This is a genomic window from Methylobacterium sp. BTF04, from assembly GCF_010692745.1.
Taxonomy (GTDB): Bacteria; Pseudomonadota; Alphaproteobacteria; order Rhizobiales; family Beijerinckiaceae; genus Methylobacterium.
Window position 1 is genome coordinate 1 of sequence record NZ_JAAHTB010000004.1, and the last position, 26,449, is coordinate 26,449.

19 protein-coding genes are annotated in these 26,449 nt (G+C 69.2%); 11 read left to right on the top strand and 8 right to left on the bottom strand.

Annotated elements, in window-relative coordinates:
- Window positions 1-377: 377 nt before the first annotated feature.
- Window positions 378-1,544: a flagellin gene (locus G3T14_RS03655; protein ID WP_163640167.1), complete on the bottom strand. Its 1,167-nt coding sequence runs from the start codon at window positions 1,542-1,544 to the stop codon at window positions 378-380.
- A gap of 326 nt (window positions 1,545-1,870) precedes the next feature.
- Here G3T14_RS03655 and G3T14_RS03660 point away from each other — a divergent pair, with 326 nt between their 5' ends.
- Entirely contained in the window at window positions 1,871-2,830 is a 960-nt protein-coding gene (locus G3T14_RS03660; protein ID WP_163640169.1) for an IS256 family transposase, read from the top strand.
- Window positions 2,831-2,894: 64 nt separating this feature from the next.
- Here G3T14_RS03660 and G3T14_RS03665 read toward each other — a convergent pair whose 3' ends face one another.
- From G3T14_RS03665 to G3T14_RS03680, 4 genes are all read right to left on the bottom strand, one after another.
- Window positions 2,895-4,559 (bottom strand): TadE/TadG family type IV pilus assembly protein, encoded by a 1,665-nt coding sequence (locus G3T14_RS03665; RefSeq protein WP_163640171.1) that lies wholly within the window; start codon window positions 4,557-4,559, stop codon window positions 2,895-2,897.
- A gap of 54 nt (window positions 4,560-4,613) precedes the next feature.
- Window positions 4,614-5,252 carry a TadE/TadG family type IV pilus assembly protein gene (locus G3T14_RS03670; protein ID WP_163640173.1) on the bottom strand — a complete coding sequence of 213 codons (639 nt, stop codon included), beginning with the start codon at window positions 5,250-5,252 and terminating at the stop codon, window positions 4,614-4,616.
- Between the two features lie 8 nt (window positions 5,253-5,260).
- Window positions 5,261-5,860 (bottom strand): TadE/TadG family type IV pilus assembly protein, encoded by a 600-nt coding sequence (locus tag G3T14_RS03675; protein WP_163640470.1) that lies wholly within the window; start codon window positions 5,858-5,860, stop codon window positions 5,261-5,263.
- Window positions 5,861-6,273: 413 nt separating this feature from the next.
- Window positions 6,274-8,655, bottom strand: coding sequence for a Tex family protein (locus G3T14_RS03680; protein WP_163640175.1), 2,382 nt, complete (start codon window positions 8,653-8,655; stop codon window positions 6,274-6,276).
- Between the two features lie 369 nt (window positions 8,656-9,024).
- Here G3T14_RS03680 and G3T14_RS03685 point away from each other — a divergent pair, with 369 nt between their 5' ends.
- From G3T14_RS03685 to G3T14_RS03695, 3 genes are all read left to right on the top strand, one after another.
- The gene (locus G3T14_RS03685) at window positions 9,025-10,356 is read left to right on the top strand and encodes an MFS transporter (protein ID WP_163640177.1); all 1,332 of its coding nucleotides are present in this window, start codon (window positions 9,025-9,027) and stop codon (window positions 10,354-10,356) included.
- Between the two features lie 113 nt (window positions 10,357-10,469).
- Window positions 10,470-10,964 (top strand): HAD domain-containing protein, encoded by a 495-nt coding sequence (locus G3T14_RS03690; protein ID WP_163640179.1) that lies wholly within the window; start codon window positions 10,470-10,472, stop codon window positions 10,962-10,964.
- 251 nt (window positions 10,965-11,215) lie between these two features.
- Window positions 11,216-11,953 (top strand): hypothetical protein, encoded by a 738-nt coding sequence (locus G3T14_RS03695; RefSeq protein WP_163640181.1) that lies wholly within the window; start codon window positions 11,216-11,218, stop codon window positions 11,951-11,953.
- Between the two features lie 334 nt (window positions 11,954-12,287).
- Here G3T14_RS03695 and mdoH read toward each other — a convergent pair whose 3' ends face one another.
- A complete protein-coding gene (mdoH, locus tag G3T14_RS03700) occupies window positions 12,288-14,459 on the bottom strand; it encodes a glucans biosynthesis glucosyltransferase MdoH (RefSeq protein ID WP_163640472.1) in 2,172 nt (723 codons plus the stop codon).
- Window positions 14,460-14,467: 8 nt separating this feature from the next.
- Window positions 14,468-16,063: a glucan biosynthesis protein D gene (locus tag G3T14_RS03705; RefSeq protein WP_163640474.1), complete on the bottom strand. Its 1,596-nt coding sequence runs from the start codon at window positions 16,061-16,063 to the stop codon at window positions 14,468-14,470.
- 346 nt (window positions 16,064-16,409) lie between these two features.
- Here G3T14_RS03705 and glmU point away from each other — a divergent pair, with 346 nt between their 5' ends.
- The 3 genes from glmU to G3T14_RS03720 all read left to right on the top strand — a co-directional run bounded on the left by glmU (window position 16,410) and on the right by G3T14_RS03720 (window position 21,119).
- Window positions 16,410-17,795, top strand: a complete 1,386-nt coding sequence (gene glmU / locus G3T14_RS03710; RefSeq protein ID WP_163640183.1) for a bifunctional UDP-N-acetylglucosamine diphosphorylase/glucosamine-1-phosphate N-acetyltransferase GlmU — start codon at window positions 16,410-16,412, stop codon at window positions 17,793-17,795.
- Between the two features lie 191 nt (window positions 17,796-17,986).
- Window positions 17,987-19,828: a glutamine--fructose-6-phosphate transaminase (isomerizing) gene (gene glmS / locus G3T14_RS03715; RefSeq protein WP_163640185.1), complete on the top strand. Its 1,842-nt coding sequence runs from the start codon at window positions 17,987-17,989 to the stop codon at window positions 19,826-19,828.
- A gap of 28 nt (window positions 19,829-19,856) precedes the next feature.
- A complete protein-coding gene (locus G3T14_RS03720) occupies window positions 19,857-21,119 on the top strand; it encodes a lytic murein transglycosylase (protein WP_163640187.1) in 1,263 nt (420 codons plus the stop codon).
- Here the strand turns inward: G3T14_RS03720 and G3T14_RS03725 are convergent.
- The gene (locus tag G3T14_RS03725) at window positions 21,103-22,017 is read right to left on the bottom strand and encodes a LysR family transcriptional regulator (protein ID WP_163640189.1); all 915 of its coding nucleotides are present in this window, start codon (window positions 22,015-22,017) and stop codon (window positions 21,103-21,105) included. The genes G3T14_RS03720 and G3T14_RS03725 overlap by 17 nt on opposite strands.
- 199 nt (window positions 22,018-22,216) lie before the next feature.
- Between G3T14_RS03725 and leuC the strand changes: the two genes are divergently transcribed.
- The 4 genes from leuC (at window position 22,217) to G3T14_RS03745 (ending at window position 26,239) form a co-directional block, all read left to right on the top strand.
- Complete coding sequence (gene leuC / locus G3T14_RS03730; protein WP_163640190.1) at window positions 22,217-23,647, top strand: 3-isopropylmalate dehydratase large subunit; 1,431 nt, start codon at window positions 22,217-22,219, stop codon at window positions 23,645-23,647.
- Window position 23,648: 1 nt separating this feature from the next.
- Entirely contained in the window at window positions 23,649-24,257 is a 609-nt protein-coding gene (gene leuD, locus G3T14_RS03735; protein WP_163640191.1) for a 3-isopropylmalate dehydratase small subunit, read from the top strand.
- 10 nt (window positions 24,258-24,267) lie between these two features.
- Window positions 24,268-25,197, top strand: coding sequence for an alpha/beta hydrolase (locus G3T14_RS03740; protein WP_163640192.1), 930 nt, complete (start codon window positions 24,268-24,270; stop codon window positions 25,195-25,197).
- A 112-nt stretch (window positions 25,198-25,309) separates the two neighbouring features.
- Window positions 25,310-26,239, top strand: a complete 930-nt coding sequence (locus G3T14_RS03745) for an AEC family transporter (protein ID WP_163640193.1) — start codon at window positions 25,310-25,312, stop codon at window positions 26,237-26,239.
- Window positions 26,240-26,449: the final 210 nt, after the last annotated feature.

Below are 26,449 nucleotides of genomic sequence, written 5' to 3' on the forward strand. Positions count from 1 at the left end.
ATAACGCCATGTCGATCACTCCATGACCCCCCGACCAAAAGCCAGGGGTGGGTTCGGACACGGGTCACTTCTCGATGGAAACTTCGGGCTCCGCTGGGTCAACTCTCAGCAGAAATCAACAGCCGTGGGCCGAGATCGATGATGTTGTTCCACAGTTTTACGGCGTGGTCGCGGCCTGGCATCGGCAGAACTCGGCTTCCGTTCGATGGGATGGCGCTCAGCTTCGCCGATCAACCTTGTGCGGGGATGGTGCCATGCAAAAGGCCACGCCTCTTTCGAAGCGTGGCCGAGGACACCTTGCAGTGAGGGGGAATGGCACCGCCGCAAAGCGGGGAACGCGTGGGCGCCGAAGCGATCCCCGCTTCGGCGCCCGCCGCTTAGCGGAACAGGCTCAGGATCTGCTGGGTGTTGGTGTTGGAGATCGTGAGCGACTGCATGCCGAGCTGCTGCTGGACCTGGAGGGCCTTGAGCCGGGTCGATTCCTCCTCCATGTCCGCATCCACCAGCGTGCCGATGCTGCGCTCGTTCGCCTTGATGAGCGAGTCCACGAAGTTCGTCTGCGAGGTGATCTGGCTCTTGGCCGAGCCGAGCGTGGTCGCGACGTTGGTCATCGCGTTCAGCGCCTTGTCGGCGAGGGCGATGTAGGCGCGGAGCTTCGACAGGTCGTTGTTCTGGATGTCGCCGATGTCGATCGTGTCGACGCTGAGCGCGTAGCCCTTGGCGAGGCCATCGTTGTCGGCGCCGGACACGGCCCACTGCTTGTTCAGGATGCCACCCGTACCGTCCGTCCCTGCGACGGCGGCGGTGTTCGCCGCCTTCACGCCGGTGTCGAAGGTCGTCTGGGCCGCCGAGAAAGTCGTCTTGGCGGTGTCGAGGGCGGTCTGGGCGGCCGCGTCCTTGTTGCTGGCGCCGAACGTCTTCTGCGCGGTGTCGAAGGTCGTCTGGGCCGTCTTGAAGTCGGCGACCAGGGTGCCGCCGGCCGCGCCGGCGCTGGCCGTGCCGGCCGTGGTCTTCGCGTCGTAGAGCTTGGTCTTGTCGACGGACACGGTGAGCGTGTCGACGGCGATCACGCCCTGGGTCCGCGTGAACGACGAGACGATCTTGCGGTCGGAGACGTAGTTGCCGGCGCTCGAATCCGTGGACAGCCAGGCCTCGCCGCTGACCACGGACGCGTCCGAGGTCTGCTTGACCGATTTCAGGGCGTCGTTGATCTCGCTCTGGATCTTGCTGCGGTCGACGTTCGGGGACAGGGCGGCGGTGAGCTTGTCCTTGATCGTCTGGAACTGGTTGATGACCGAGTTCGCGCCGTTGTAGGCGACATCGACCGAGTTGGCGCCGAGACCGAGCGCGTCCTTCACGGCACCGAGGGAGCCGTTGTCGGCGCGGATGGTGGTGGCGATCGACCAGTAGGCGGCGTTGTCGGACGAGGTCGCGACCTTCAGGCCCGTGGAGATGCGGGCGCTGGACTGGTCCAGACTCTGGTTGGTCAGCTTGAGGGTCGTCAGCGCCGTCATGGCGGACGTGTTGGTCAGAAGGCTCGACATGATGATGTCCCTAGATGAAAATTCGGGGACATACCGGATTCTCGCCGGTATAGCGGTGCGGCCTCATGCCTTCGAGCGCGCCCTCGGGCCTATCGCTCAATCCGCTATCGATCTGGACTGCGGCAGACCGTATCGAACACCTTGTCGATACATTGCTTCGCTGCCGCTTCGCGGGATTGATAGCCCGCAAGATCCTAACGACAGGTTAACGCGCGCGCTGTGACCCTTCGGTCGTGTCCCCGGCTGTGGTGTCGCTGAGGGTTGTCATCGGCGATTGCCGGTGAGGATTGGGTTGCGAGATCCACCCCTGACCGGAGAGACCCCCGATGACCGACGAGATGATGAACCTGCGCGGGCTGCTGGAGAAGAGTCCCGACGCGGATGTTTTGCGCGAGATGATCGGCTTTGCCGCGCAGCGCCTGATGGAGCTGGAGGTCGGGGGGCTGACCGGCGCCAGTTTCGGCGAGAAGAGCCCCGATCGGCTGGCTCAGCGCAACGGCTATCGCGAGCGCGACTGGGAGACGCGGGCCGGCACGGTCGAGGGCGACGGGCCCTATCTCTGGATCGACGCCACCTACGTGAAGGTCCGCCAGGCCGGCTGGATCGTTTCGGTGGCGGTGTTCGTCGCGGTTGGCGTCAACAACGACGGCCGGCGCGAGGTGCTGGGCCTGGATATCGGCCCCTCCGAGGCCGAGGCCTTCTGGACGGACTTCCTGCGCAAGCTGGCGCGACGCGGCCCGCGCGGCGTCAAGCTCGTCATCTCCGACAGCCATGAGGGCATCAAGGCGGCCGTCTCGCAGGTGCTGATCGCGACCTGGCAGCGCTGCCGGGTTCACGTCATGCGCAACGCCCTGGCTCATGCCGGCCGCTCGGGACGCCGTGTCGTCTCAGCCTTCATCGCCACCGCTTTCGCCCAGGACGATGCGGCGGCCGCAAGCCAACAATGGCGCAAGGTCGCCGACCAACTCAGGCCGACCGTCCCCAAGCTCGCCGCCCTGATGGACAAGGCCGAGACAGACGTGCTCGCCTACAGGACCTTCCCGACGCAGCACCGCGCCAAGCTGCACAGCACCAATCCGCTGGAGCGCCTCAACGGCAAGATCAAACGGCGAACCGAGGTCGTCGGCATCTTCCCCAACGAGGCTGACATCACCAGGCTCGTCGGCGCGATCTTGCTCGAACAGAACGATGAATGGGCCGTCCAGCGCGCTCGATACATCACGCTGGAAAGCATCGCTCCGATCAGCGATGATCCCGTCGTCAGCCCGCCAGCCGTGGCCGCCTGACCAGCCCGGCCAAGCCGGCGAGCGACGGTCCCTACCGTCAGCTACACCACGCTATGGGACACTGTCACTGACTGATCCGCAGCGAGCCGATGCTTGACGCGATCTTGCTGAAGGCGGCGATCAGATCGTCGGAGGTGTTGGCGATATAGGCCTGCGACGGAGACGAGGCGCAGTTCGCCAGCAGGGTCGTGCCTTGCGTATCGATCGGGTCCGAACTGACGCTGAACCCGATCGTATAGATCGAGATGCCGGCCGCTTGCGCGTTGGTACAGCTCAGCAGCGTCAACTGGTCGAGTGCCGTTCGCGCATCGCTGGCGTTGGTGAGGTTGCGGTAGCCCGTCGGCAGGCGGTTGTCCGGTGTGGTACCGTCGGCGTTGAGGAAGTATCCCATCGGAAAATACAACGTCTGATTATAGTTGTTGTAGGGATTGTCCGTCCAACTGTTGGCGCCGTCGGTCATCAGGATGATCACCTTGTTCGTCGTGGTCGCGTTGTAGGCTCCTCCGTCGGCGAACACGCTCTTCGGCGAGAGCGTCCGCCAGCCCCACATGAAGCCCTCGTGGATGTTCGTCGCGCCCGAAGCAACCAATGAACTGACGAGCGACTTCAGCGTCGCGGCACTGGTCGTAAGCCGCTGAAGCGGCTTGCTCGTACACATGAAATTCGGGCCATTCGGGATACCGACGTCGGAGCTGGTCGTGGAGGACGCTCCGCTCAAGGCGACGTACTTGCAGGCGCTGTTCTCGGCGGCCTGGAAGCTCGTTGGGCTGGCCTTGCAGGTGGCGATGCTCGTCGTATCGTCGATGTAACTGTTATAGCTGTAATAAGTCGTCGAGCCGGCCTTGAAAGCAACGCGGTTTATGCTGCCGTTGCCCGGCTCGTCGGGGGCGAACAAGGGTACATACAGGGTGTCGCTCGAACTCGGCGTACCATCCTTCGTGTTATCGGGAAAAGGCAGCGTCTCGAAGCAGCCGCCCCAGGCCCAGGCGGCATACTTCGCGGACAAGAGGCTGAAGATACTGAACCGGCTGGTGAAACCGGCCGCCTTCGCGAGCGTCTTGTCGACGTTCGTCCAATGGTAAGTCGAGGCGCCGGTCGTATCGACCCAACTGGAGGAGGCGTAAGACGTGCCGACGTTGACCGACGCAGCGAACGGGACGATCGAGATGCGTGTATCCGCGGAGAACGCAGAGTTGTTCTTGACGTAATCGATGAAGTTGGAGGCTGCGGTTTGCGCAGCCGAGAGCTTGGAGCCGCTGCCTCCCGAATTGGCCATCGAGCCCGTCGTGTCGAGCACCAGGGCAATCTCGAAGGTCTTCGGCATCGGCGATGCGCATTGCGACTGGACGGACACTCCGTTTGAGGTGCGGTTGAGGAATCCTCCGAAGAACATCGGGGCCGTGGCGCCGGCCGTCAGCAGGATCTTGCGCGGGCTGGCGGTGATCGTCAGCGGATTGACCGTCAGTCCGACGCTGCTGCCCATGTAGCTCGTCATGGAGACGAGAGCCTGAGCATTCAGGACGGTGTTCGTGGTCGTCGAGGCGGTCTGGCACAGCATCAGCGTCGACGCGTCGGCGGCCGCCTGAAGCTTGGTTCTCAGGCGCGTCGCGAGGCCGTAATCCACGGCCGCCCCCGCGAAACCGAGGAGCGGAAGGCTCGCCAAGGCGAAGATGATCGCGACGTTTCCGTCTCGGTGCGACCAAAATCGACGAAGTCGTGCGAGGGGCATCGGAAGCTCCTGAGACGCTGAACTCGGGCGGAGGAGATGGGAATGCCCCCCCGGTCAGGAGGCGGTCGTCGGGCACGAAATGCCGTTCGGCAGAATGATTTCGGCATAGGTGCTGTTGTAGGTCGTGCCGCCGCGGACAGGCCACGGCATGGTGGCGCTGAACGTGATGCTGGTGGTGCCGGTGAAGAGCTGTACCAGGGCCGCGCCCAACATCGGCGTATAGGGCATCGTCACCTCGGCCAGGATGTAGCGCATACCCGTCGTCTGAAAGGCGGTGGGAACGGTGATGTCCGTGGCCGCGGCCTTGGCGGTTCGGGCGGTGGCATTGAGAGCGGCGCTGGAGCAGACGTAGGGGCGCGTGTTCAGCGTCGTCAGGTAGACGCCCATCGCGCTCACCTTGATCGTGGCGTTCGCGCTGTTGAAGGGCGCGAGCACCAGTGACGCCGCGGAGAAGATGTCGCCCATCGTCGCCGAAGCAATCGGATTGGTCGTGTCGCCTTGCGAGGTCAGATCGGCAAGCGTGCGGGTCAGGAGCGTGACCTTGCGCGAGTTGTCGATGGCATGCGCCAATTCGGAGATGCCGACGAACAGGGACAGCATGATCGGCAGGATCAGGGCGAATTCGACGGCCGATACGCCCTGCGTGTCGCGGCGAAAATCGGATCTGAGCCGGGGAAAAAGCGGGTGCTTCATGGCGGGCCTTAGCAGGCCCCCGTGCTCGTGGACGAATAAGGCTCCGTTCGGAACACGCCGGTCGAACGCATCAGGTAGGACCCGTCCGCCATGCCGGTCAGCCCCGGCAGCAACTTCGCGAAGAACACCGACAGCGACACCACCGCGGTCACGACGACGATTTGTCCGGGTTTCGCGCAGGTATACCCCTCGAATTTCGCGCTGATCGCCTTGGTCGCTGGATCATAAGCGGTGGCCGAAGCACTACTGGCGAAGGAACTCGCCGACGAGACGTTGAGCTTGACATTGTTGCAGACAAAAACCGTCGCAACCGCGCTCGTGCCGGAACCGCACATGACGGTCTTGAGATTTGCCAGAAGGGTCGTCGGGTCGGTGACGCCGGTGTTGGCGGTTTGGAAGTTGCCGGTGAACAAATTGCGCTCAGCTCTTTCAACCATGAAGTCGAGGTTCGTCTGCGCCCAGATGATGAAGCACCACTGAATGATGCCGCCCAGCAACATGAAGAAGGGGAGACTCACCAGGGCGAACTCAACCGCGGCTGAGCCAGACGAAGCCGAGCGGAATCGGTCAATGCATTCGCGGAATGTTCGAGCCAACGAGAGGCGCATCACGAGGGGCAGCCAGAGGTTGTGGACCCAAACGATTATCTGCGGGCAAGTTGACCACGGTATCTTAACAATCGGTCAACAGAGGGTGGCATCTTAAACACGCTGTAGTGAGGATATTTATCGACGCACTTCTCGAATAAGCTGCGCGTTTACGAGCCTGAGCGTTGTGGAAGCGATCGAGATACGCGGGCTCAGCGTCGGCTTTCGCCGCCCAATCGGCCATCTGCTGGCGGGACGAGGCGCGGCCGCGCGGGTCGCTATGTGCTGTCTTGCCTCAGTCGGAAACCGGCCCGACGGCTTTCGGCCATTCACCAACGTGCCGACCAAGAGCCGCGGCAGGTGGGAATTGGGTGTCCGATGCCGATCGATTTACGCCGCGATGATCCAGCGCAGAACGGCCACGTATTCCGGCCTTAGCGCCGTCCCCGATCCTTCCCCTCCGCCGCCCGGCGCAGGGCCTCCGCAAAGGCACCTTCAGCCGCGGGACGTTCGGGCGAGGCTGCGCCCGGAGCCGCGCCGCGGGGCGCCGGGGCAAGGGCAGGGGCAGGGGCAGGGGCGGATTTCTGCTGGGACCGGACGGGCGTCGGCCGCTCATCCCGGTCTCGGGGGCGGGGCGCGTCGGAATCGTCCGCGCGCATGCTGAGCGCGATGCGCTTGCGGTTGGCGTCCACCTCGATCACCCGCACCTGAACCACGTCGCCGGGTTTCACCACCTCGCGCGGGTCCTTCACGAAGCGGTCGGCGAGCATCGAGATATGGACGAGCCCGTCCTGATGCACCCCGAGGTCGACGAAGGCGCCGAAGGCCGCGACGTTGGTCACCACGCCCTCCAGCCGCATCCCCGGTTTGAGGTCGGAGATCTTTTCCACGCCCTCCTGGAAGGTCGCGGTGCGGAAGGCCGGGCGAGGGTCGCGGCCGGGTTTTTCCAGCTCGGCGATGATGTCGGTGACGGTGGGCAGCCCGAAGGTCGCGTCGGTGAAGCGCATCGGGTCGAGGGCGCGCAGGGCGCCGGTGTTGCCGATCAGGGCGCCGATGGGCTGGCCCGTGGCGGCCAGGATGCGACGCACCACCGGATAGGCCTCCGGATGGACGCCCGAGGCGTCGAGGGGGTCGTCGCCGCGGCGGATGCGCAGGAATCCCGCCGCGAGTTCGTAGGCCTTGGGCCCGAGGCCGGCGACCTTCTTCAGGCTGGCGCGGGTGCGGAACGGGCCCTTGGCGTCACGCTCCACCACGATGTTGCCCGCCACCCGCTCGGTGAGGCCCGAGACCCGGGCGAGCAGGGGCGCCGAGGCGATGTTCACGTCGACGCCGACGCCGTTCACGCAATCCTCCACCACGGCATCCAGGGCCTTCGCGAGCTGACCCTCGGCGAGATCGTGCTGGTACTGCCCGACGCCGATGGCCCTGGGCTCGATCTTCACCAGTTCCGCCAGCGGATCCTGCAGGCGCCGGGCGATGGAGACCGCGCCGCGCAGGGTGACGTCGAGGCCGGGCAGTTCCGCGCTGGCATAGGCGGAGGCCGAATAGACCGAGGCGCCGGCTTCCGACACCATCACCTTGGTGAGCGTCAGCTCGGGCCGCTTGGCGATCAACTCGGCGGCGAGCCGGTCGGTCTCGCGCGAGGCGGTGCCGTTGCCGATGGCGACGAGCTCGACCTTATGGGCAAGGCAGAGCTTCGCGAGCACGACGAGAGCGCCGTTCCAGTCGCGCCGGGGCTCGTGCGGGTAGATCACGTCGGTGGCCGCCACCTTGCCGGTGGCGTCGACCACGGCGACCTTCACGCCGCTGCGAAAACCCGGATCGAGCCCGAGGGTCGGGCGGGCGCCGGCGGGGGCTGCCAGCAGCAGGTCGCGCAGGTTGCCGGCAAAGACCGAGACGGCGCCAGTTTCGGCGACCTGGCGCAGGCGGGCGCGAAGATCGGTGTCGATGGCCGGTTTGAGCCGCGTGCGCCAGGCCTTCCGTACGGTCTCCAGCAAGAAGGCATCGCCGGCCCGGCCCTGGTCACGGATGCCGAAGGTCCGGGCGATGCGCAGTTCCTGCGCGGAGGGCATGCCCTTGGCCGGCTCGTCGCCCACCGCGTCGGCGATGGCGAGATCGAGGACCTCCTCCTTCTCGCCCCGGAACAGGGCGAGGATGCGATGCGAGGGCAGGCGGGTCAGCGGTTCGGCAAAGGAGAAATAGTCGGCGAATTTCTCGCCGGACGCCTCCTTGCCGGCCTTGACCGAGGAGACGATGCGGCCGCGCTGCCAGCCGGTGTCGCGCAGGGCGCCCGTCAGGTCGGGATCCTCGCTGAAGCGCTCGATGAGGATGGAGCGAGCGCCCTCCAGCGCCGCGCCCGTATCGGCGACGCCCTTGGCCGCATCGACGAAGGCTTCGGCCGCGGCGGCCGGATCGCCCTCGGGCCGGGCGAGCAGGGCCTCGGCGAGGGGGCCGAGTCCAGCCTCGCGGGCGATCTGCGCCTTGGTACGGCGCTTCACCTTGAACGGAAGATAGAGGTCTTCGAGCCGGGCCTTGGTGTCGGCGCCGAGGATGCGGGCCTTGAGGCCGGCATCGAGCCGGCCCTGACCCTCGATGCTGTCGAGGATCGCCGCCCGCCGCGCCTCCAGGTCGCGCAGATAGGCGAGACGGACTTCGAGATCGCGCAGCTGCGCATCGTCGAGGCCGCCGGTGGCCTCTTTGCGGTAGCGCGCCACGAACGGCACCGTGGCGCCGCCGTCGAGCAACTCCACCGCGGCGGCGACCTGGCGCTCGGCGACCTTCAGCTCGGCCGCGAGGGTAGCGGTGATGGCGGCCATGGCTGTCTCCTCAGGGCAGGGCCGCGGTGTCTACAGGGGGGCGCCGAGGCAGGTCAAACCGACGCGGCTCACCAGAGGCGCATGGCGACCGCCAGGGCAAGGCAAAGCAGCGCCGTATCGGAAACCCGCTCGGGCCCGTGGTCGAGTTCACATCGGGCCGGCTCACCACCGAATCAGAGGCAAGCGAGGGTCGTGCAAAAGCCGCTGGGCCGAAGCGCGGCCACCGTATTCGGTCACAGATCGCTCGCCGCGTCCGCGAGGCGGATATCAGGTGACGCTCGTCCGCAGCTTCGGGTAAGGGGCATGCCGGCACCTGCCGGATCGAGGCAGGCCCCGCACGCGCCACAGGGGCGATCGAGGATCGAACCGATGCCTCAATGGCCGCCGAGTTTGCAGATTTCGCGCTGGCGGTTCGGCCTCTTCACGCTCCTCTACCTCTATCAGGGCGTCGTGGCCGGCTTCGCGCTGACGGCTTTGGCCAACCACTTCGCCGCAGCAGGGGCCTCCACGGCGGATATCGGTCGCCACCTTGCGATCGTCGGCCTGCCCTGGGTGCTGCAACCGCTGCTCTGGGGGCCGTTGATCGATCGCGCGACGCCCTATCGCATGGGACCCCGCCGCTTCTGGCTCGTCGTCTCCCTCGCCTGCGCGCAAGCCAGCCTGGCGGGTCTGCTGGTCCTCGGCGCGGATGCAAGCCTGACGGCCGTCAGTGCCGTCCTCTTCCTGCACAGCCTGGCCGCCTCCCTCGCCGATACCGCCACCGACCGCATGATCGCCGGCAGCGTGCCGGCCGACGCACTGGGGCGCACCAGCGCCGGAACACGCGCGGGTTTCGTGATCGGGAGTGCCGCGGGGACCGCGATCTTCGCCTGGATCCTCGAAACCAGAGGATTCCCGGCAGCGGCCGCGGCACTTCTCGGCCTGACCACGCCGCTTGCCCTCGCGGCCGTCCTGGTGCGCGAGGCACCGGGCGACCGGTTCCTCTCCCTGCGCCGGGACAGGCCGTCGCGCGCGCCGGTCCAGGGGCGTGGGTCGGGGGCGGTCTCTTTCGCGCGTCGGCTTCTCGCCGCGTTCCGGACGCGCGACGCGGCGATCCTGCTGGCGATGTGCTTTGCCATCGACTTCGGGCTCGCACTGTTCGAGGTGCCCTTCGCCGTTGCGCTGGTGCAGGTCCATGGCTGGGACGCGGGCGCTCTCTCGCGCCTGCAGGCGCTGCTCGCGCTCCTGGGCGGGACCCTCGGAGCGGTGGGCCTCGGCGCCTACGTCGACCGCATCGGGCCGGGGCAGGCCCTGCGCGCGCTCCTCGTCGCCTGCGCGGTGGCGTTCGGTGTCGCGGGGCTGTTGATCGCGGCCGGGCTGGAGACCGCAGCGGGTCCGTTCATCTTGGGGCTGGCCAGCGTCGTCCCGGCCCTGCTCTATGTCGCCCTGCTGCCGACCGTGCTTCTGGCGAGCCGCGACGGCCGTGCGTCGGCGACACAGTTCCAGGTCTATATGGCGGCGATGAATCTCGGTGACGTCGTCGGCGCGGCGCTGGCCGGGGCGCTCGCTTCGACGATGACTCCGACGCTCGTTGCGCTCGGTGTCGCCGGCCTGTTCCTGATCTGCGCGCGAGCGGCACGCAGGCCCGGCAATCGACCTGGTTTAGCGAACGAACAGCCGTTTTTTGCCGCCGAAGATCGAGCCCCCGATCACCCCATGTGACATGTCGAGGCTCCAGCGCGATGAGGACCCGATGAACGCTGGACGGCCGCCGCGTGGCGCTGTAGCCGTCCGGCGGCAGGTGCAGGGTTGCTGCGCGGGACGGGGTCGGCCTCTTGAACGAACGTGGAGGGGCCGAATCTCCGACGATCTACCTCGACGTGGACGGCGTCGTGACGACGGTCGGCTACCAACGCCAGGCCGGCAAGGACAGGCTGAACCCGGTCCAGGTCGCCCGCGTTGCCGCTTTGGTGCGGGAGTTCGACGCGCGGGTCGTCGTCTCATCGACGTGGCGCGTCGACGATTGCCGTCCGACGCTCGTCGAAGCCGGCCTACCCGGAGATTGCTTTCACCCCGACTGGCGGACGGCCATCCTGCCGACGAGCCGCGATGCCGAGACGGGCGCAATGCTCCCCGCCGAGCGCGCCAGACGCGGCGACGAGATCACCGAGCACGCGACTCGCAACCGCATCACGCGCTATCTCGTCCTCGACGACGTCGCGGTCGGCCCCGCCCATGCGGGCCGGCACGTCCGGCCCGATGCGGAAGATGGGCTTCGTGAAGCGGATGAAATCCTCGCCCGGACTCTCCTGGCGAGGATGACGGCTTGACCGATCCTGCGTCAGGACAGCGCAGTCCAGTCGGCCGCCGGTTTACGCTTCCGTAGCACTTGAACTTTCTGGAGGCGCGGGTCATTCCATGACAGTGGCGTGACGGTTTCGTCGTGCTGCTCCCGACATCGACAGGGTCGTCCCGACCTTCCGCCGGACTTGCCAGTTCGGCTTCTCCAGGACGCTGCACCCGTGCGGCGTCTGAGAGCACGTCGCGTCGGACCGTCGACAGGCAGGAAGGAGCGGCTGCGGTGTTTGGATTCAAAGATCAGGTGAAGACGACCAGACCCTCGCTTGCCGCCTTGGGCATCGTCGAACGGTCGGCTGCCAATGCCTATGCCGCCCTGATCGCCACAGGCTGGACCGAGATCGGTTTCGGCTACCACGGCACGGTCCATGCGCATCCGGACCATCCGGACGTCGTCGTGCGCTTCGCGCGCAAGGCCGACGGATTCGGTGACTATGCGGCCCTGCTGCGCAGGGGCTTCGCGGGGTCCGACGGGCCGCACGCTCCGCGGGTCCACGACCTGTCCGTCAGCCGCTGCGGTGCGCTGATGACGGTCGGCTCGCGCCTGACGAACCCGATGCCCGATACCTGGTGGTTGGCCTACGCCCACGCGGTCATCGCAGACCATCCCGGCGTCGCGATGGACGAGGGCGTCCGCGACCGGTTCAGGACGGAGTGGCCTGCGCACGAACCCTTGGTCGATCATTCGAGCTTCGACGGGATCCGGGAAGAGTTCAGGGCCGCGTGGCCGGACTACGAGGCCTATGTGGCCACCTTGCGGGCAGCGTCCCCGCGCGGGCTCGACCCGAACGTCGGGAACGTCCTCGTCGGCCAGAACGGCAATCCCGTGGTCAACGACCCGCTGTGCGACGACGGATTCGGCCTGTGGCGCTCACCTTTCTCGCGCAGGCTCACACGCTGCGCGGATGCCCTGCGCCGTCTGGTGGGCGAAGCACTCGGTCGAGCGCCTGTGGCCGCTTGATCGGGGCGGGTCGGCCTGTTCGGGGCAAGGCTGGAACCAGTCGACGGCGGGGACCGTGGTGAAGTCGGCATCGCGTTCGATGGTGCGAGCGCGGTTGGAAATCGTCTGTTTTGGATGATCCTGCCGGCTTGAGCCTCATGATCGGCGACGAACGATCAAGGGGCCCGGACTTGGTCCGCCCATTACAAGAAGCGAACGCAGCAGCGCATTGCCGTTGCGCGCGCTCATCGCTTCTCGCGTGACCGGCATCAGTCGGTAACCCCGGTTCGAATTCCGCCTCGTCTGCCCTCCGGCAAAGCCGGTGCGACCGGTTTCCCTCGGGATGCTCCCCGCGTCAGTGAGCCGGCCCCGGCTCCAAACGTGACAGGCGGTCGAGGAGCGCCCGGTCGTGGAGGAGGGCCATGCGCTCCTTGGGGCTGAGCCAGGCCGTCGCTTCGGTGATCGTCTGGGCCTCGACGACCTTGGCCTGGGCCAGCGCCCGATCGGTATCGACGATCCCGCGGGGGCGGGGGGCCGCTTCGGGCAGCATCGCGGCATGCGCTTCCGCAAAGCCGGGATCGGCGTGGAGCGCCTGGAGGGCATCGGCGTCGTCGAGGCCGAGCTCCGCGTTGCGGCGGCTCAAGACGCCGGCGCTCGTCGCGATGGAGGGCGGGTCGCGCTCTTCGGGCGTTATCAGCAGGCCGAGGCGCTTGAGGGCGAGGCCGAGGCCGAGCTGGCCGCTCGCCCACGAGATCGGGATCGCCAGGACGAGGCCCAGGATGGTGGGCGACATCCAGAGGAACAGCGAGGTGGCGATGGCGAAGGCCGCGATCCCGGTGATCAGCCCGAGCGCCATGTGCCAGCGGTGGCGCCGCACGATGTCGGACCACGGGATCGAGCCGTCGTCGCGGCGCTGCGGGTTCCAGCCGGTGTCGCGTCCGAGCAGGATCTGGAAGACCGAGCCCGACTGGATCAGCATGGCGATGGGCGCGATCAGCGCCGAGAGCAGCACCTCGATCAGGCTCGACAGGACGAGGCGGATGGCGCCGCCGCAGGCCCGGCGCACCGGCCCATCGATCAGCGCCAGGATCAGCCCGAGCCCCTTCGGCGCGAGCAGGATGCCCATGGTGAGCCCGAACAGCTGGAGCGCGCGCACCGGATCGAAGCGCGGCCAGACCGGATAGAGCCCGAACTCGCTGGTGAAGTATTCCGGCCGGACGTAGGCGGTCTGCAGCACCAGGGCGATACCGACCACGAGCTGGGCGAGCCAGAGCGGGGAGGCGACGTAGCCGGCGATGCCGGTGGCGAAATGCTGGCGCGAGGCCGGCTTCAGCCCGGCCGCCCCGATGATGCGGCTGTGCTGGAGGTTGCCCTGCGCCCAGCGCCGGTCGCGCACCGCGACATCGATGAGCGAGGGCGGGCTCTCCTCGTAGGAGCCGGGCAGGGCCGGCAGCATGGTGACGCTCCAGCCGGCGCGCCGGATCAAGGCCGCCTCGACGAAATCATGGGACAGCACGTGGCCGCCGAACGGCGGCTTCCCCTTGAGGTCGGGCAGGCCGCAGGCGGCGGCGAAGGCCCGCGTGCGGATGATGGCGTTGTGGCCCCAGTAATTGCCGTCGCGGCCCGACCAGACCGAGAGCCCGGTGGCGATGACCGGCCCGTAGATGCGCGCGGCGAATTGCTGGACGCGGGCGAACAGGGTGTTGCGGTTGATGATCAGCGGCAGCGACTGGATGATGCCGGAATCCGGATCGGCCTCCATGGCGGCGGCGAGCTGCACCACGCAGGGGCCGGTCATCAGGCTGTCGGCGTCGAGCACCAGCATGTGGTCGTAGGCGGCCCCCCAGCGGCTGACGAAGTCGCCGATGTTGCCGGCCTTGCGGTGATGGTTCTTGGCCCGGTGGCGGTAATAGAGCCGGGCATCCGCGCCCCAGCGGGCGCGCAGGTCCAGGAAGGCGCGCTCCTCGGCGATCCAGGCGTCGCCCACCGTCGAGTCCGACAGGACGAAGTAGTCGAAGGCGGCGCCCAATCCGGTGGCATCGATCTCGGCGCGCATCGCCTCGATGGCGGCGAAGGTGCGGGCGGTGGCCTCGTTGTAGACCGGCATCACCACCGCCGTGCGGGTGGTCAGGGTCGTCGGCAGGGCCGCGGCTGTGCGCCGGCGCAGGAGCACGACGAACCCCAGGATGGCGCCCGTGAAGGCCAGCGCGATCCAGGAGAAGTTGAGGGTGAACAGCGCCAGCAGCACGTATTGCAGCCCCGTGGTGCCGCCGGAGACCGAGACCACCTCGTACATCTGGAACGCGCCGTAGGCGGTGAGCAGGGCGGCCGCGCCGAAGACGAAAACGCGCGCCAGCCACGGCCGGGGATGGCGGATGGCCGGCCTATGCCCGGCAGCGGGATCCCAGGTTTCGAGCGCCTGCACCGGCATGGCGAGCGGCGATTCCGGCGGCATGGCCGACAGTGCCTCCGGCGGGTTGGCCGGACGGACGGATGCGGGCGGCGGCGCGGCCGCGACGAGGGGCATGGATGCGGTCACGGGGTCCAACGATACAGCCAGGTTTCGGTCAGGGGCTTGTCGGCGCGTTGCAGGTTCAGCCGCAATTCGCAGGCCTTCTCGCCGCGCGGATCGAGTTCGAAGGCGACCCGTACGGTCTTGCGCTCGGGGTAGCGATAGAGCGTGCTCGAAATGATCGCCCCCGGCGACACGCTGAGCTGGGTCTGGAGGTCGCCGGGGGCGGTCAGCCCGTCACCGGTGAAGTCGACGAGGAACAGGCGCCGGTTCTCCGACCCGCCATGCCCGCTGCGGGTGCTCGAGACCACGGCGACCGGAACGGGGTCGGGCGGCTGCCAGCACCAGTGCAGGCGGTAGCTGAACGGCAGCTCGGCGCCCTGGGCCAGCACCGCCTTCGGGCGCCAATAGGCCAGGACGTTCTCGTTGAACTCGGAATCGCTCGGGATTTCCAGAAGCGTCACCGCGCCGGGCCCCCAGGCCCCCAGCGGTTCGAGCCAGAGCGAGGGCCGCCACTCCCAATGCTGCACATCGTCCTGGAACGTGGCGTAGTCGCGCGCCCGCTGCATCAGCCCGAACCCCTTCGGGCTGTCGTCCATGAAGGAGGACACCTGCAGGGTCGGCGGGTTGCGGACCGGGCGCCAGATCGCCTCGTCGATGCCGGTGCGGATCTGCAGGCCCCCCGAGGCATAGGCGCCGGCGCGCGCGTCGTCGGCCCCGCGCCGGTCGTGCGGGCCGAACAGGTAGCTCGTGGTCATGCCGCCAAGGCCGAGATGGTCGATGGCGGCGCGCGCGAACACCGTGCCCTCCACATCGCAGAGCGAGCTCGCCCCCGGCCGCAGGCTCATGCGCAGGGCGGCGGTGGCGGAGGGCGAATCGACCAGCGCATGCAGGACGAGGGGAGAGCCCGGGGCGGGGCGCTCGATCCACAGGGCACGGAATTCCGGAAACTCCTCGCCGCGGGCATCGGCGGGCCGCAGGGTCAGTGCCCGGGCGGTGACGCCGAAGCCCTGGCCGGCGGCGATGAGCCGGAAGAACGACGCGCCCTGGAAGCTCGCGAAATCGGTGAGTTCGCCACCCGCGAAACGGGCGCGGATCCTGATGCCCGAATAGCCCGGATCGTCCTTGCCGGTATTTTTTTGAAAACTCGGCAGGGCGAAGCCATCCGTCTCGAAGCGGGCGCGGTCGTACGCAACCGGCGTCACCACGCCGTCCTCCACCAGCGCCAGGGCGACGCGGCCCTTGAACACCGAACCGCGATGGAGCGGTTCCACCGTGAATCCGAGATCGGCCTGCGCCCAGATCGCGGTGCCGGGGACGGTGCGGATGCCGGCATATTGCTCGCGGTTGAGGCCCGAGAGGGCATCGGGCAGATCGTCGGTCTGCGGTGCCGCGTAGGCCCGCTTGGCCAGGGCACGGGCGAGGTCGGCGACGAGGCTCGCCTGGAACGGCGTGCCGGCGGCCGGCAGGGCCGGTGCGTCGTCGGCCCAGGCGGGCAGGGCGGCGGGCAGGACGGACATTCCGCCGGCCAAGGCCGCGACGCCGGCACTGCGCAGGAGGTCTCGACGGGTGCGATCGCCGGAGGTCGAAGGGGAGGGGCCAGGGAGCGGCGGCGTCATCATGTCCGTCTTGTCGGCGCGGCTGCGCGGAAAGGAGGTGTCGGCACGCGTCTATCATGCCGGGCGCTGAACCGGGGGTTAAGCCGTCACGACGGTGTCCGCTCATGGGAGAGATGCGCGGGTCCGGTCCGAGGGTTCGGCCTTCAACGCGGCTCCGGGCCGGACCGTTCAGCGCGTCCTGCGCGGATCGCGCGCCGTGCCCTTCTCGGTGCCTCTCACCGGTCGGCATCGGGTCGGCACTCTTGAAAGAGCCGGGTTCGCGCAGTAGCCGAGCCGTGACAGAGTGGTTCGACCACACGGGCTCGACTAAACGGGCTTGGCGAAAACACACCGACTTGGGACCCCGATGACGGACCAGACGACCACGAATTCCGGACGCAGCCTCACGGCGATCGTGCTCGCCGCCGGCAAGGGCACGCGCATGCGCTCGGACCTGCCCAAGGTGCTCCATGAGGTCGCGGGTCGGACCATGCTCGGGCACGTGCTGGCCGCGGCCCAGGGTGCGGGGGCGACGCGGATCGCCGTGGTGGTCGAACCGGGTCAGGCCTCGGTCGCGCGCGAGATCGCGGCTTTGGCGCCCGGGGCGGCGGTCTATCCGCAGGCCGAGCGCCTCGGCACCGCCCATGCGGTGCTGGCCGCCCGCGCGGCTTTGGCGGCGGGCGCCGACGACGTGGTCATCGCCTTCGGCGACACGCCGCTGATCACGGCGGCCACCCTCACCCGCCTGCGGGCGCCGTTGGCCCAGGGCTGCACGGTGGCGGTACTCGCCTTCGAGACCCCGAACCCGAAAGGCTACGGCCGGGTTCTGGTGCGCGACGGCCGGGTCACGGCGATCCGCGAGGAGAAGGACGCCACCGAGGCGGAGCGCGCCGTCACCCTGTGCAATGCCGGGCTGATGGCGCTGTCGGGCCGCCACGCCCTCGACCTCCTCGCGCGCATCGGCAACGCCAATGCGGCCGGGGAATATTACCTGCCCGACGCGGTCGCCCTGGCGGTATCGGACGGCCTCGCGGTCGCGGTGGTCGACGTGGCGGAGGCCGAGGCGCAGGGGGTCAACGACCGGGTCCAGCTCTCCGTGGCCGAAGCCGCGATCCAGGGCCGCCTGCGGCACGCGGCGCAGGTCGCGGGTGCCACGCTCATCGCTCCCGAGACAGTTTTCTTCAGCCACGACACGGTGTTGGGGCGCGACGTTGTGGTGGAACCTCACGTAGTGTTCGGCCCCCGCGTGCGCGTCGGCGACGGCTGCGTCATCCACGCCTTCTCGCATCTCGAAGGCGCGACGCTGGCCGATGGCGTCGGCATCGGCCCCTATGCCCGCCTGCGCCCCGGCGCGGTGCTGGAGACCGGCGCGCGGGTCGGCAATTTCGTCGAGATCAAGAACGCCCGCCTGGAGGCGGGGGCCAAGGCCAACCATCTCACCTATATCGGCGACGCGGTGGTGGGGGCGGGCGCCAATATCGGGGCCGGCACCATCACCTGCAATTACGACGGGGTGAACAAGCACCGCACCACCATCGGGGCCGGCGCCTTCATCGGCTCGAACACAGCGCTGGTCGCACCGGTCGGGGTCGGGGCAGGCGCGATCGTCGGGGCCGGCTCGGTGATCACCGCGGATGTCCCCGACGGGGCGATCGCCGTGGCCCGCGGCCGCCAGCGCATCCTCGCGGGCGCCGCCGAGGGCAAGCGCGCCAAACTCCAGGCGGAGAAGGCGGCCCGGACCAAGGCGTCTTAAGGCCGGACCCACCGCCCGAAGCCCTTCCGCGCGCAACGCGGCGTCGAGGTTTTCGCGCCAAGTTCGGGACGGCTGGTACGCGAGCGTCCCGATCCGGTACAAGCCGGAGCGCGAAGGGGCGGATCGAACCTTGCGGGAGAACGGCCTCGTGCAGGGCCGACGGTCCCGCCCCTGTTTTGAGGACACGACCCATGTGCGGAATCGTTGGCATCGTCGGACGGGACGCGGTCGCCGGCCAGTTGGTCGAGGCCCTGCGCCGTCTCGAATATCGCGGCTACGATTCGGCCGGCATCGCCACCCTGGCCCATGGCCGGCTCGAGCGCCGGCGCGCCGAGGGCAAACTCGTCAATCTCGAGATGAAACTGCGCGACGAGCCGCTGGCCGGCGCCATCGGCATCGGCCACACCCGCTGGGCGACGCATGGGCGCCCCAACGAGACCAATGCCCACCCGCATGCCACCGCGCGCCTGGCCGTGGTCCATAACGGCATCATCGAGAATTTTCGCGAATTGAAGGCCGAGCTGCAGGGGCAGGGCGTCCGCTTCGAGAGCGAGACTGACACCGAGGTCGTGGCCCAGCTCGTCAGCCACGCCATGGATCAGGGCCTCGGCCCGGTGGAGGCCGTGGCCGCCTCGCTGCCGCGCCTGCACGGGGCGTTCGCCCTCGGCTTCATCTTCGCCGGCCACGACGACCTGCTCATCGGCGCCCGGCACGGGGCGCCGCTCGCCATCGGATTCGGGCAAGTCGTGGAAGGCATCGGTGAGACCTATCTGGGCTCGGACGCGCTGGCGCTGGCGCCGTTCACCGAGGAGATCACCTATCTGGAGGAGGGCGATTGGGCGGTCCTCTCGCGCGAAGGCGCCGAGATCCGCGACATCGCCGGCCATCCGGTCACGCGCCTGCGCCAGCGGATCGTCGCCCAGGCCTACCGGGTCGAGAAGGGCAACCACCGCCATTTCATGGCCAAGGAAATCCACGAGCAGCCGGAAGTCGTCGGCCGCACGCTGGCGCATTACGTCGATCTGGCCAACGGCCGGGTCGCCCTGCCCGAGGCGCTGCCCTTCGATTTCAAGACCCTGTCGCGCCTGTCGATCACCGCCTGCGGCACGGCCTATTATGCCGGCCTGGTGGCCAAGTACTGGTTCGAGAAGCTGGCGCGCCTGCCGGTGGAGATCGATGTCGCCTCGGAGGCGCGCTACCGCGAGCCGCCCCTCGACAAGGACGGCCTGACCCTCGTCATCTCGCAATCGGGCGAGACCGCCGACACCCTCGCCTCCCTGCGCTACGCCAAGGCGCAGGGTCAGCACACCCTGGCGGTGGTCAACGTGCCGACCTCCACCATCGCCCGCGAAGCGAGCGCCGTGGTGCCGACGCTCGCCGGCCCCGAGATCGGGGTCGCCTCGACGAAGGCGTTCTCGTGCCAGCTCACCGTCCTGCTCTGCCTCGCCATCGCGGCGGGCCGGGCCCGGGGCACCCTGAGCGTGGAGGAGGAGCGCCATCTCGTCGACGCCCTCATCACCGTACCGGGCCTGATGGCCGATGCGACGAAGCGCGAAGGCGAGATCGAGCTTCTCGCCCGCGAGGTCGCGAAGGCCCGCGACGTGCTCTATCTGGGGCGCGGCACCAGCTATCCGATGGCCCTGGAAGGTGCGCTGAAGCTCAAGGAAATCAGCTACATCCACGCCGAAGGTTATGCGGCGGGTGAACTCAAGCACGGCCCGATCGCGCTCATCGACGAGAGCGTCCCGGTGATCGTCATCGCCCCCCACGACGCGATCTTCGAGAAGACCGTCTCGAACATGCAGGAGGTCGCCGCACGCGGCGGCCGCATCATCCTGATCGGCGACGCCAAGGGCGCGGCGGAAGCCGGTCTCGACACCATGGCCACCGTGATGATGCCCAATGTCGACCCCGTCGTGGCGCCCATCGTCTATGCGGTGCCGATCCAGCTCATCGCCTACCATACGGCGGTGTTCATGGGGAAAGACGTCGACCAGCCGCGCAACCTCGCGAAGTCGGTGACGGTGGAATAGGGTCCGGCCGCCGGAGACCGAGGGACGCATGCCGATCCGACAGCGACGCCGCCGTCTTGCGCTCATCCCCGGCTTCGTCGCGGCATTCCTTGTCCTCGGCGCGCCGCCCGGCTCCGCAGAGTCCATCGCGCCGCCGGCCGAGGTTCCACAGGCCCCTCCGCCATTCGCCGACTGCCTCGGCGAGATCGCGGCGGCAGCACGCGCGCGCGGTGTCCCGCAGGCCCTGATCGACGCGCGCCTGCTGGGCCTCTCGCCCGATCCCGAGGTGCTCGGCGCCACCCGGAGCCAGGCGGAATTCGTCAAGCCGATCTGGGCCTATCTCGACGCCACCATCACCGAACCCAACATCGCCGAGGGCCGGCGCAAGCTGCAGGAATGGGCCTCGACCCTCGACACGATCGAGCAACGCTTCGGGGTCGACCGCCACATCCTCGTCGCCTTCTGGGGCGTCGAATCGCGGTATGGCGCGGTCCTCGACGATCCGGGCGTGGTCCGGCCGGTCCTCCGCTCGCTCGCGACCCTGGCCTGTGGCGACCAGGCCCGCGCCGGCTATTGGCGCGACGAGTTGATGGCGGCGCTGCAGATCCTCGCGCAGGGGCAGGGGGCGCCCGAGCGGCTGACGGGCTCCTGGGCCGGCGCCATGGGCCACACCCAGTTCATGCCGACGGTCTATCAGGCCTATGCGGTGGATTTCGACGGTGATGGCCGGCGCGATATCTGGACATCGGTGCCGGACGCCCTCGCGGCGACGGCCAACTACCTGAGGGCCATCGGCTGGCGAACCGGTGAAGCCTGGGGCACCGAAGTCGCGCTGCCCGAGGGTTTCGACTACGCCCTGGCCGACGAGAGCACGGAGCGCAGCCTGGCGGAGTGGCGGCAGCGCGGCGTGACGCCGGTACGGTCCGGCATCGACGAGACCGCGCGCGCCACCCTGGTGGTTCCGGCGGGCGCCGGCGGTCCGGCCTTCCTGCTCCTGCCGAATTTCCGAATCATCCTGCGCTACAACACCGCCCTGGCCTATGGCCTGACGGTGGCGCACCTGTCCGACCGCCTGCGCGGGGACCCCGCCTTCACCCGGGACTGGCCGCGCGGCGACCGCGTCCTGAACGCGGCCGAGCGCACCGACCTTCAAACCCTGTTGGCGCAACGCGGCTACGCGGTCGGCGGCATCGACGGGAAGATCGGTCCCAGGACCCGGGCGGCCGTCCGGGCCTACCAAGCCGCGACCGGACGCACGCCCGACGGTTACGCCGACGCGGCCCTACTGGAGAAGGTCAGGGCCGCTCCCTGACGGCGAGGCCGGCCCAGAGCCGCTCGGCCGGCGGGCTTTGGCGCATGCGCGACCGGAACAGGCGAATCGCGATGGGCACGTCCCGATCGAGCCCGGCAGCGCGGACCAGGGTGCCACGGGCGAGGTCGTCGCAGACGAGGCTCATCGGCGCCCAGGCGATCCCCCGCCCGTCGCGGGCCATGGCGACGAGGATCGAGGCGAGATGCGAGGTGAAGGCCGGAACCAGCCGGGACTCGTCGCGCTCGATCGCCCGGGTGGCCGTGAGGATGCGCCCGATCCCGGATTCGGCGCCGAACGACAGCAGCGGGAGCGCAGTGCCGGACTCGCCGGACAGGCTGTAGCGCGGTGCCGTCCCGGTCGCGTCCGGCGCGCTGACCGGCAGGAGCACGTCCACCCCGAGCGGGACCGACCGGAACTGCTCCGACATCATGAGGGTCGCGGCCGCCGGATGGTGGTGGCAGATCAGGAACTGCGCCTCGCCGCGCAGCATCAGGTGCTCGCAGGCCGCCATGTGGGCGGCGATGAGGTTGACCGTGGCGTTCAACGGCTCGCGGGCCTCGATCGACCGCAGCCAGGGCGGGAAGAAGGTCAGTGCCAGCGCCTGCGTGGCGGCAAAGCGCAGGGTCTCGGCCGCCATCCGGCCCGCCTCGCGGGCGGCCTCGCGGCCCTGGTAGAGCCGCCGCAGGGTCTCCTCGGCCACCGGACGGAAGCGCAGGCCCGCCGCTGTCAGCGCCACCGGCAGGCTGTCGCGGTCGAACAGCGGGCTGCCGACCCACTCCTCCAGGGCCCGGACCCGCCGGCTGAAGGCCGGCTGGGTGATGCCGCGCTGCTCGGCGGCCCGCGAAAAATGGCCGCCATCGACGAGCGCCAGGAAATCCTCGAGCCACGCGGCATCCATCGGCGTCGAATCGTCTCCCTCGGGGGCGCCGTCCTGGGGCGGTCCTGCCGGACGAGCATGCGAGGCCCGTCGGAGCGGGTCAACGCATTGCACGAGAGCGCCGGCATCGACCGATGCCGCATCGGCATTGGCCGCGGCCGCGCCGATGCGGTTCAGTCCGCCGCACCTCCGATCGAACCCAGCCGAGAGAGCCCGAGCGATGCGACCGCGCACCCTCTACGACAAGCTGGTGGACGCCCACACCGTGCGCCGCCTCGACGACCGCACCGGCCCCGGCGCCGGCGTGCTGCTCTACATCGACCGTACCGTGCTCAACGAATACACCAGCCCGCAGGCGTTCAGCGGCCTGCGCGCGGCCGACCGCGCGGTGTGGCGGCCCGGCGCCGCTCTGGCGGTGGTCGACCACGTCAACCCCACCGCCGCGCACAGGATCGCGGCGATGCCGGATGCCGGCGGCGCCCGACAGGTCGCGTATTTCGGTGAGAATTGCCGCGATTTCGGCATCGAACTGCTCGACGTGCTGCACCCGCTCCAGGGCATCGAGCACGTGGTGGCGCCCGAGCAGGGCTTCGTCCTGCCCGGCATGATCGTGGCCGCGGGCGACAGCCACACCACCACCTACGGGGCGCTGGGCGCCCTCGGGTTCGGCATCGGCACCTCGGATATCGAGCATTACCTCGCCACCCAGACCCTGGTGTACCGCCGGATGCGCACCCTGCGGGTCACGGTGGCGGGGCGCCTGTCGCCCGGCGTCACCGCCAAGGACGTGGTGATGGCGCTCATCCGCCAGATCGGGGCCGACGGAGCCACGGGCTACGCGGTGGAATTCGCCGGCGCGGGGATCGCGGCCCTCTCGGTGGAGGGGCGCATGACCATCTGCAACATGGCGGTGGAATGCGGCGCGCGCGGCGTCGTCATCGCCCCCGACGCCGCCGTCATGGCCTATCTGCGCGACACGCCGCGCGCGCCCAAGGGCGCCCTGTGGGACGCGGCCGTGGCGCAGTGGTCGACCCTGGCGAGCGACGCGGACGCGCGGTTCGACCGCGAGGTCGATCTGGCGGCGGACGCCATCGAGCCGATGGTGACCTGGGGCACGAGCCCGGACCAGGCCGCCCCGGTCAACGGCTGGGTGCCCGATCCGGACGCCGAGCCCGATCCCGGCCGGCGCCGCGACATGGTCCGGGCGCTGGCCTACATGGACCTCACCGCCGGCACGGCGCTGGCGGCGATCCCGATCCAGCGCGCCTTCATCGGCTCCTGCACCAACGCCCGCCTGTCGGACCTGCGCGAGGCGGCGACCATCGTGCGGGGACGGCACGTGGCCGAGGGCGTCCACGCCATGGTGGTGCCGGGCTCCTCCAGCGTGCGCCGGGCGGCCGAGGCCGAGGGGCTCGACCGGATCTTCCTCGCGGCCGGCTTCGAGTGGCGCCAGTCGGGCTGCTCCATGTGTCTGGCCATGAACGACGACGTGCTGGCGCCGGGCGAACGCTGCGCGTCGAGCACCAACCGCAACTTCGAGGGGCGCCAGGGGGCGGGCGGGCGCACCCACCTGATGAGCCCGGCCATGGTGGCGGCCGCGGCCATCGCCGGACATCTCACCGACGTCCGCACCCTCGCGCGGAAACCCTGACATGCAGCCCTTCACCACCGTCACCGGGCCGGCGGCCGCCCTGCCCGCCGCCAACATCGATACCGACGTGATCATCCCGAAGCAGTTCCTGAAGGGGATCGACCGCAGCGGGCTCGCCGACGCCACGTTTCACGACCTGCGCTTTTCCGCTCCCGGAGAACTCCGGCGGGATTTCGTGCTCAACCGCCCGGACTGGGCCGATGCCCGTTTCCTCGTGGTCGGCCCGAACTTCGGATGCGGCTCGTCGCGCGAGCATGCGGTCTGGGGCCTCCTCCAGCTCGGCATCCGGGCGATATTCGGCACGAGCTTTGCCGGCATCTTCGCCGACAACGCCGCCAATAACGGCCTCCTCCTCATCGACCTGCCCGCCGAGACGGTGGCGATCCTCGCCGGGCGCGCCGCCGATCCGGCCCGCAACCGCCTCACGGTCGATCTGCCGGCCGAGACGGTGACGGCCGCGGACGGCACCGTCTTCCCCTTCACGATTCCCGCCCTGCGCAAGGATGCGCTGGTGCGCGGCCGCGACGCCATCGGCGCCACCCTCGACCACGCCGCGGAGATCCGGGCCTTCGAGGCGCGCCATCTCGCCGCCAATCCGTGGCTCGCCTGAGGTTTTCGCCATGACCCTCACCGCACGCGGGCCGAGCCCGTTCCTCACCGGCTTCGACCTCGTCGATGCCGCCACTCAAGCGGGAGAACCGACCCTCCGGGCGGCGATCTCGGGCGGCGGGAGTCGCCTGCCCGTGCTCCTGCTCCACGGCCATCCGCAGACCCACGCCACCTGGCATGCGGTCGCCCCGGCTTTGGCGGCGGCCGGCCATCCGGTGGTGGCGCCGGATCTGCGCGGCTACGGCGATTCGCAGAAACCGCCTTCGGACGGCGACCACGCCACCTATGCCAAGCGCGCCATGGCCGCCGACGCCGTCCGCCTGATGCGCGCGCTCGGCCATGACCGCTTCGCCGTCGTCGGACACGACCGGGGCGGGCGCGTCGCCCACCGCATGGCGCTCGACCATCCCGAGGCCGTGGCGCGGCTCGCGGTTCTCGACATCGCCCCGACCCTGACCATGTACGAGCGCACCGACCGGGCCTTCGCCACGCGCTACTTCTGGTGGTTCTTCCTGATCCAGCCGGCGCCGCTGCCCGAGCGGATGATCGGCGCCGATCCGGAGGCCTATCTGCGGCATCATCTCGCCGGACAGAGCCGGACGCCCGGCATCCCGAGCGAGGCGATGATCCGGGAATACCTGCGCTGCTACCGGGGCCCCGACGGCATCCACGCGATCTGCGAGGATTACCGCGCCGCCGCCGGGATCGACCTCGATCACGACCGTGCCGACGATGCGGCCGGCCGCCGGATCACCGCGCCCCTGCTCGCCCTCTGGGGGGCGCAGGGCACCGTCGGCGCCCTCTACGACGTCCTCGCCACGTGGCGCGACAAGGCGGTGGACGTCGCCGGCCAGGCTCTGCCCTGCGGCCACCTCGTCCAGGAAGAGGCGCCCGAGGCGGTGCGCGAAGCGGTGATGCCCTTCCTGTGCGACGCCGCCTGAACCTCCGGGCCGGAGATTCTCGTCGGTGTATCGGCACGCGCCGATGCCGTCACACGCTCGGCCCGTGCTATGCGCCCGGCCACCAAACGCCGCGAAATCCGATCGGAATCCCGTGAACGCCGTCACGATCATCGCGCCGATCTTCGGGATCATCCTGATCGGCTGGGCCGCCGCCGTCGCCGGGCTCCTGTCCGACCGCGTCAGCGATGGCCTGTCCGAATATGTCTTCGCCATCGCGGTGCCGGCGCTGATCATCGGCACCCTGACCCGGCCCGGCCTCACCGGCGAGATCGCCTGGTCGTACTGGATCTCGTATTTCGGCGGCGCCGGCGTGGCGTGGCTCGCCGGGTCGTGGATCGCCAAGCGCCGCGCGGGCATCGGCCGGCAGGGCGCGGTGCTGCACGGGTTCGCGGCGAGCCAGTCGAACACGATCTTCGTCGGGGTGCCCACCATCCTGCAGGCCTATGGCGAGGAGGGCGCCTTCCCGCTCTTCCTGCTCCTCGCCGTCCACCTGCCGCTGATGATGGGCTGCGCCACCTTCCTGATCGAGGCCGAGGCCGGCCGAACCCTGGCCCAGCGCCTGCGCGGTCTGGTCCTGGTGCTCGCCAAGAACCCGATCTTCGGCGCCCTCCTCGTCGGCATGCTGCTGAAGGGCGGCGGCATCGTCCCGGGCGGCGTCGCCAAGTCGCTGATCGACGCCTTCGGCAGCACCGCCTCCACCTGCGCGCTGATCGCCCTCGGGGCCGGGCTGAGGCGCTACCGCCTGCTGTTCGACCTGCCCGGCGCCCTGGTGATCGCGGTCCTGAAGCTCGTGGTCCATCCCCTGGTGGTGTGGCTGCTGGCGACCCGGGTGTTCTCGATGCCGCCGGCCTATGCGGGGGTGGCGACGCTGTTCGCGGCGATGCCGGTCGGGATCAACGCCTACCTGCTCGCCGTGCGCTACAAGGCCGAGACCGGGCTGGTGGCCGCCTCGCTGCTGGTCTCGACACTGCTGGCGCCCTTCACCACCATCGCGTGGCTGACGGTGCTGGGACGGGCCTGACGCCGACCGGCGTCCCTGAGAGACCGATCTTCAGGATCGTGCGCGATGCCCTGCCCGACCACCGCGCGGCGCTGGGTCGACACGGTGCTGATGCACCGTCCGACACGCGCGCGTCCCACACTTGAGCCTTGGCAGCGTAGCCGCTACCTCTCTCACAGGGGCCGTCAGCGGCCGATGATCCTCGCGCACCGCTGATCGCGGTCGGAAAGT

Coding starts and splice junctions, on each gene's coding strand:
- G3T14_RS03655 (WP_163640167.1), bottom strand. CDS start 1,544: ATGTCGAGCCTTCTGACCAACACGTCCGCCATGACGGCGCTGACGACC.
- G3T14_RS03660 (WP_163640169.1), top strand. CDS start 1,871: ATGACCGACGAGATGATGAACCTGCGCGGGCTGCTGGAGAAGAGTCCC.
- G3T14_RS03665 (WP_163640171.1), bottom strand. CDS start 4,559: ATGCCCCTCGCACGACTTCGTCGATTTTGGTCGCACCGAGACGGAAAC.
- G3T14_RS03670 (WP_163640173.1), bottom strand. CDS start 5,252: ATGAAGCACCCGCTTTTTCCCCGGCTCAGATCCGATTTTCGCCGCGAC.
- G3T14_RS03675 (WP_163640470.1), bottom strand. CDS start 5,860: ATGCGCCTCTCGTTGGCTCGAACATTCCGCGAATGCATTGACCGATTC.
- G3T14_RS03680 (WP_163640175.1), bottom strand. CDS start 8,655: ATGGCCGCCATCACCGCTACCCTCGCGGCCGAGCTGAAGGTCGCCGAG.
- G3T14_RS03685 (WP_163640177.1), top strand. CDS start 9,025: ATGCCTCAATGGCCGCCGAGTTTGCAGATTTCGCGCTGGCGGTTCGGC.
- mdoH (WP_163640472.1), bottom strand. CDS start 14,459: ATGCCCCTCGTCGCGGCCGCGCCGCCGCCCGCATCCGTCCGTCCGGCC.
- G3T14_RS03705 (WP_163640474.1), bottom strand. CDS start 16,063: ATGACGCCGCCGCTCCCTGGCCCCTCCCCTTCGACCTCCGGCGATCGC.
- glmU (WP_163640183.1), top strand. CDS start 16,410: ATGACGGACCAGACGACCACGAATTCCGGACGCAGCCTCACGGCGATC.
- glmS (WP_163640185.1), top strand. CDS start 17,987: ATGTGCGGAATCGTTGGCATCGTCGGACGGGACGCGGTCGCCGGCCAG.
- G3T14_RS03720 (WP_163640187.1), top strand. CDS start 19,857: ATGCCGATCCGACAGCGACGCCGCCGTCTTGCGCTCATCCCCGGCTTC.
- G3T14_RS03725 (WP_163640189.1), bottom strand. CDS start 22,017: ATGGATGCCGCGTGGCTCGAGGATTTCCTGGCGCTCGTCGATGGCGGC.
- leuC (WP_163640190.1), top strand. CDS start 22,217: ATGCGACCGCGCACCCTCTACGACAAGCTGGTGGACGCCCACACCGTG.
- leuD (WP_163640191.1), top strand. CDS start 23,649: ATGCAGCCCTTCACCACCGTCACCGGGCCGGCGGCCGCCCTGCCCGCC.
- G3T14_RS03740 (WP_163640192.1), top strand. CDS start 24,268: ATGACCCTCACCGCACGCGGGCCGAGCCCGTTCCTCACCGGCTTCGAC.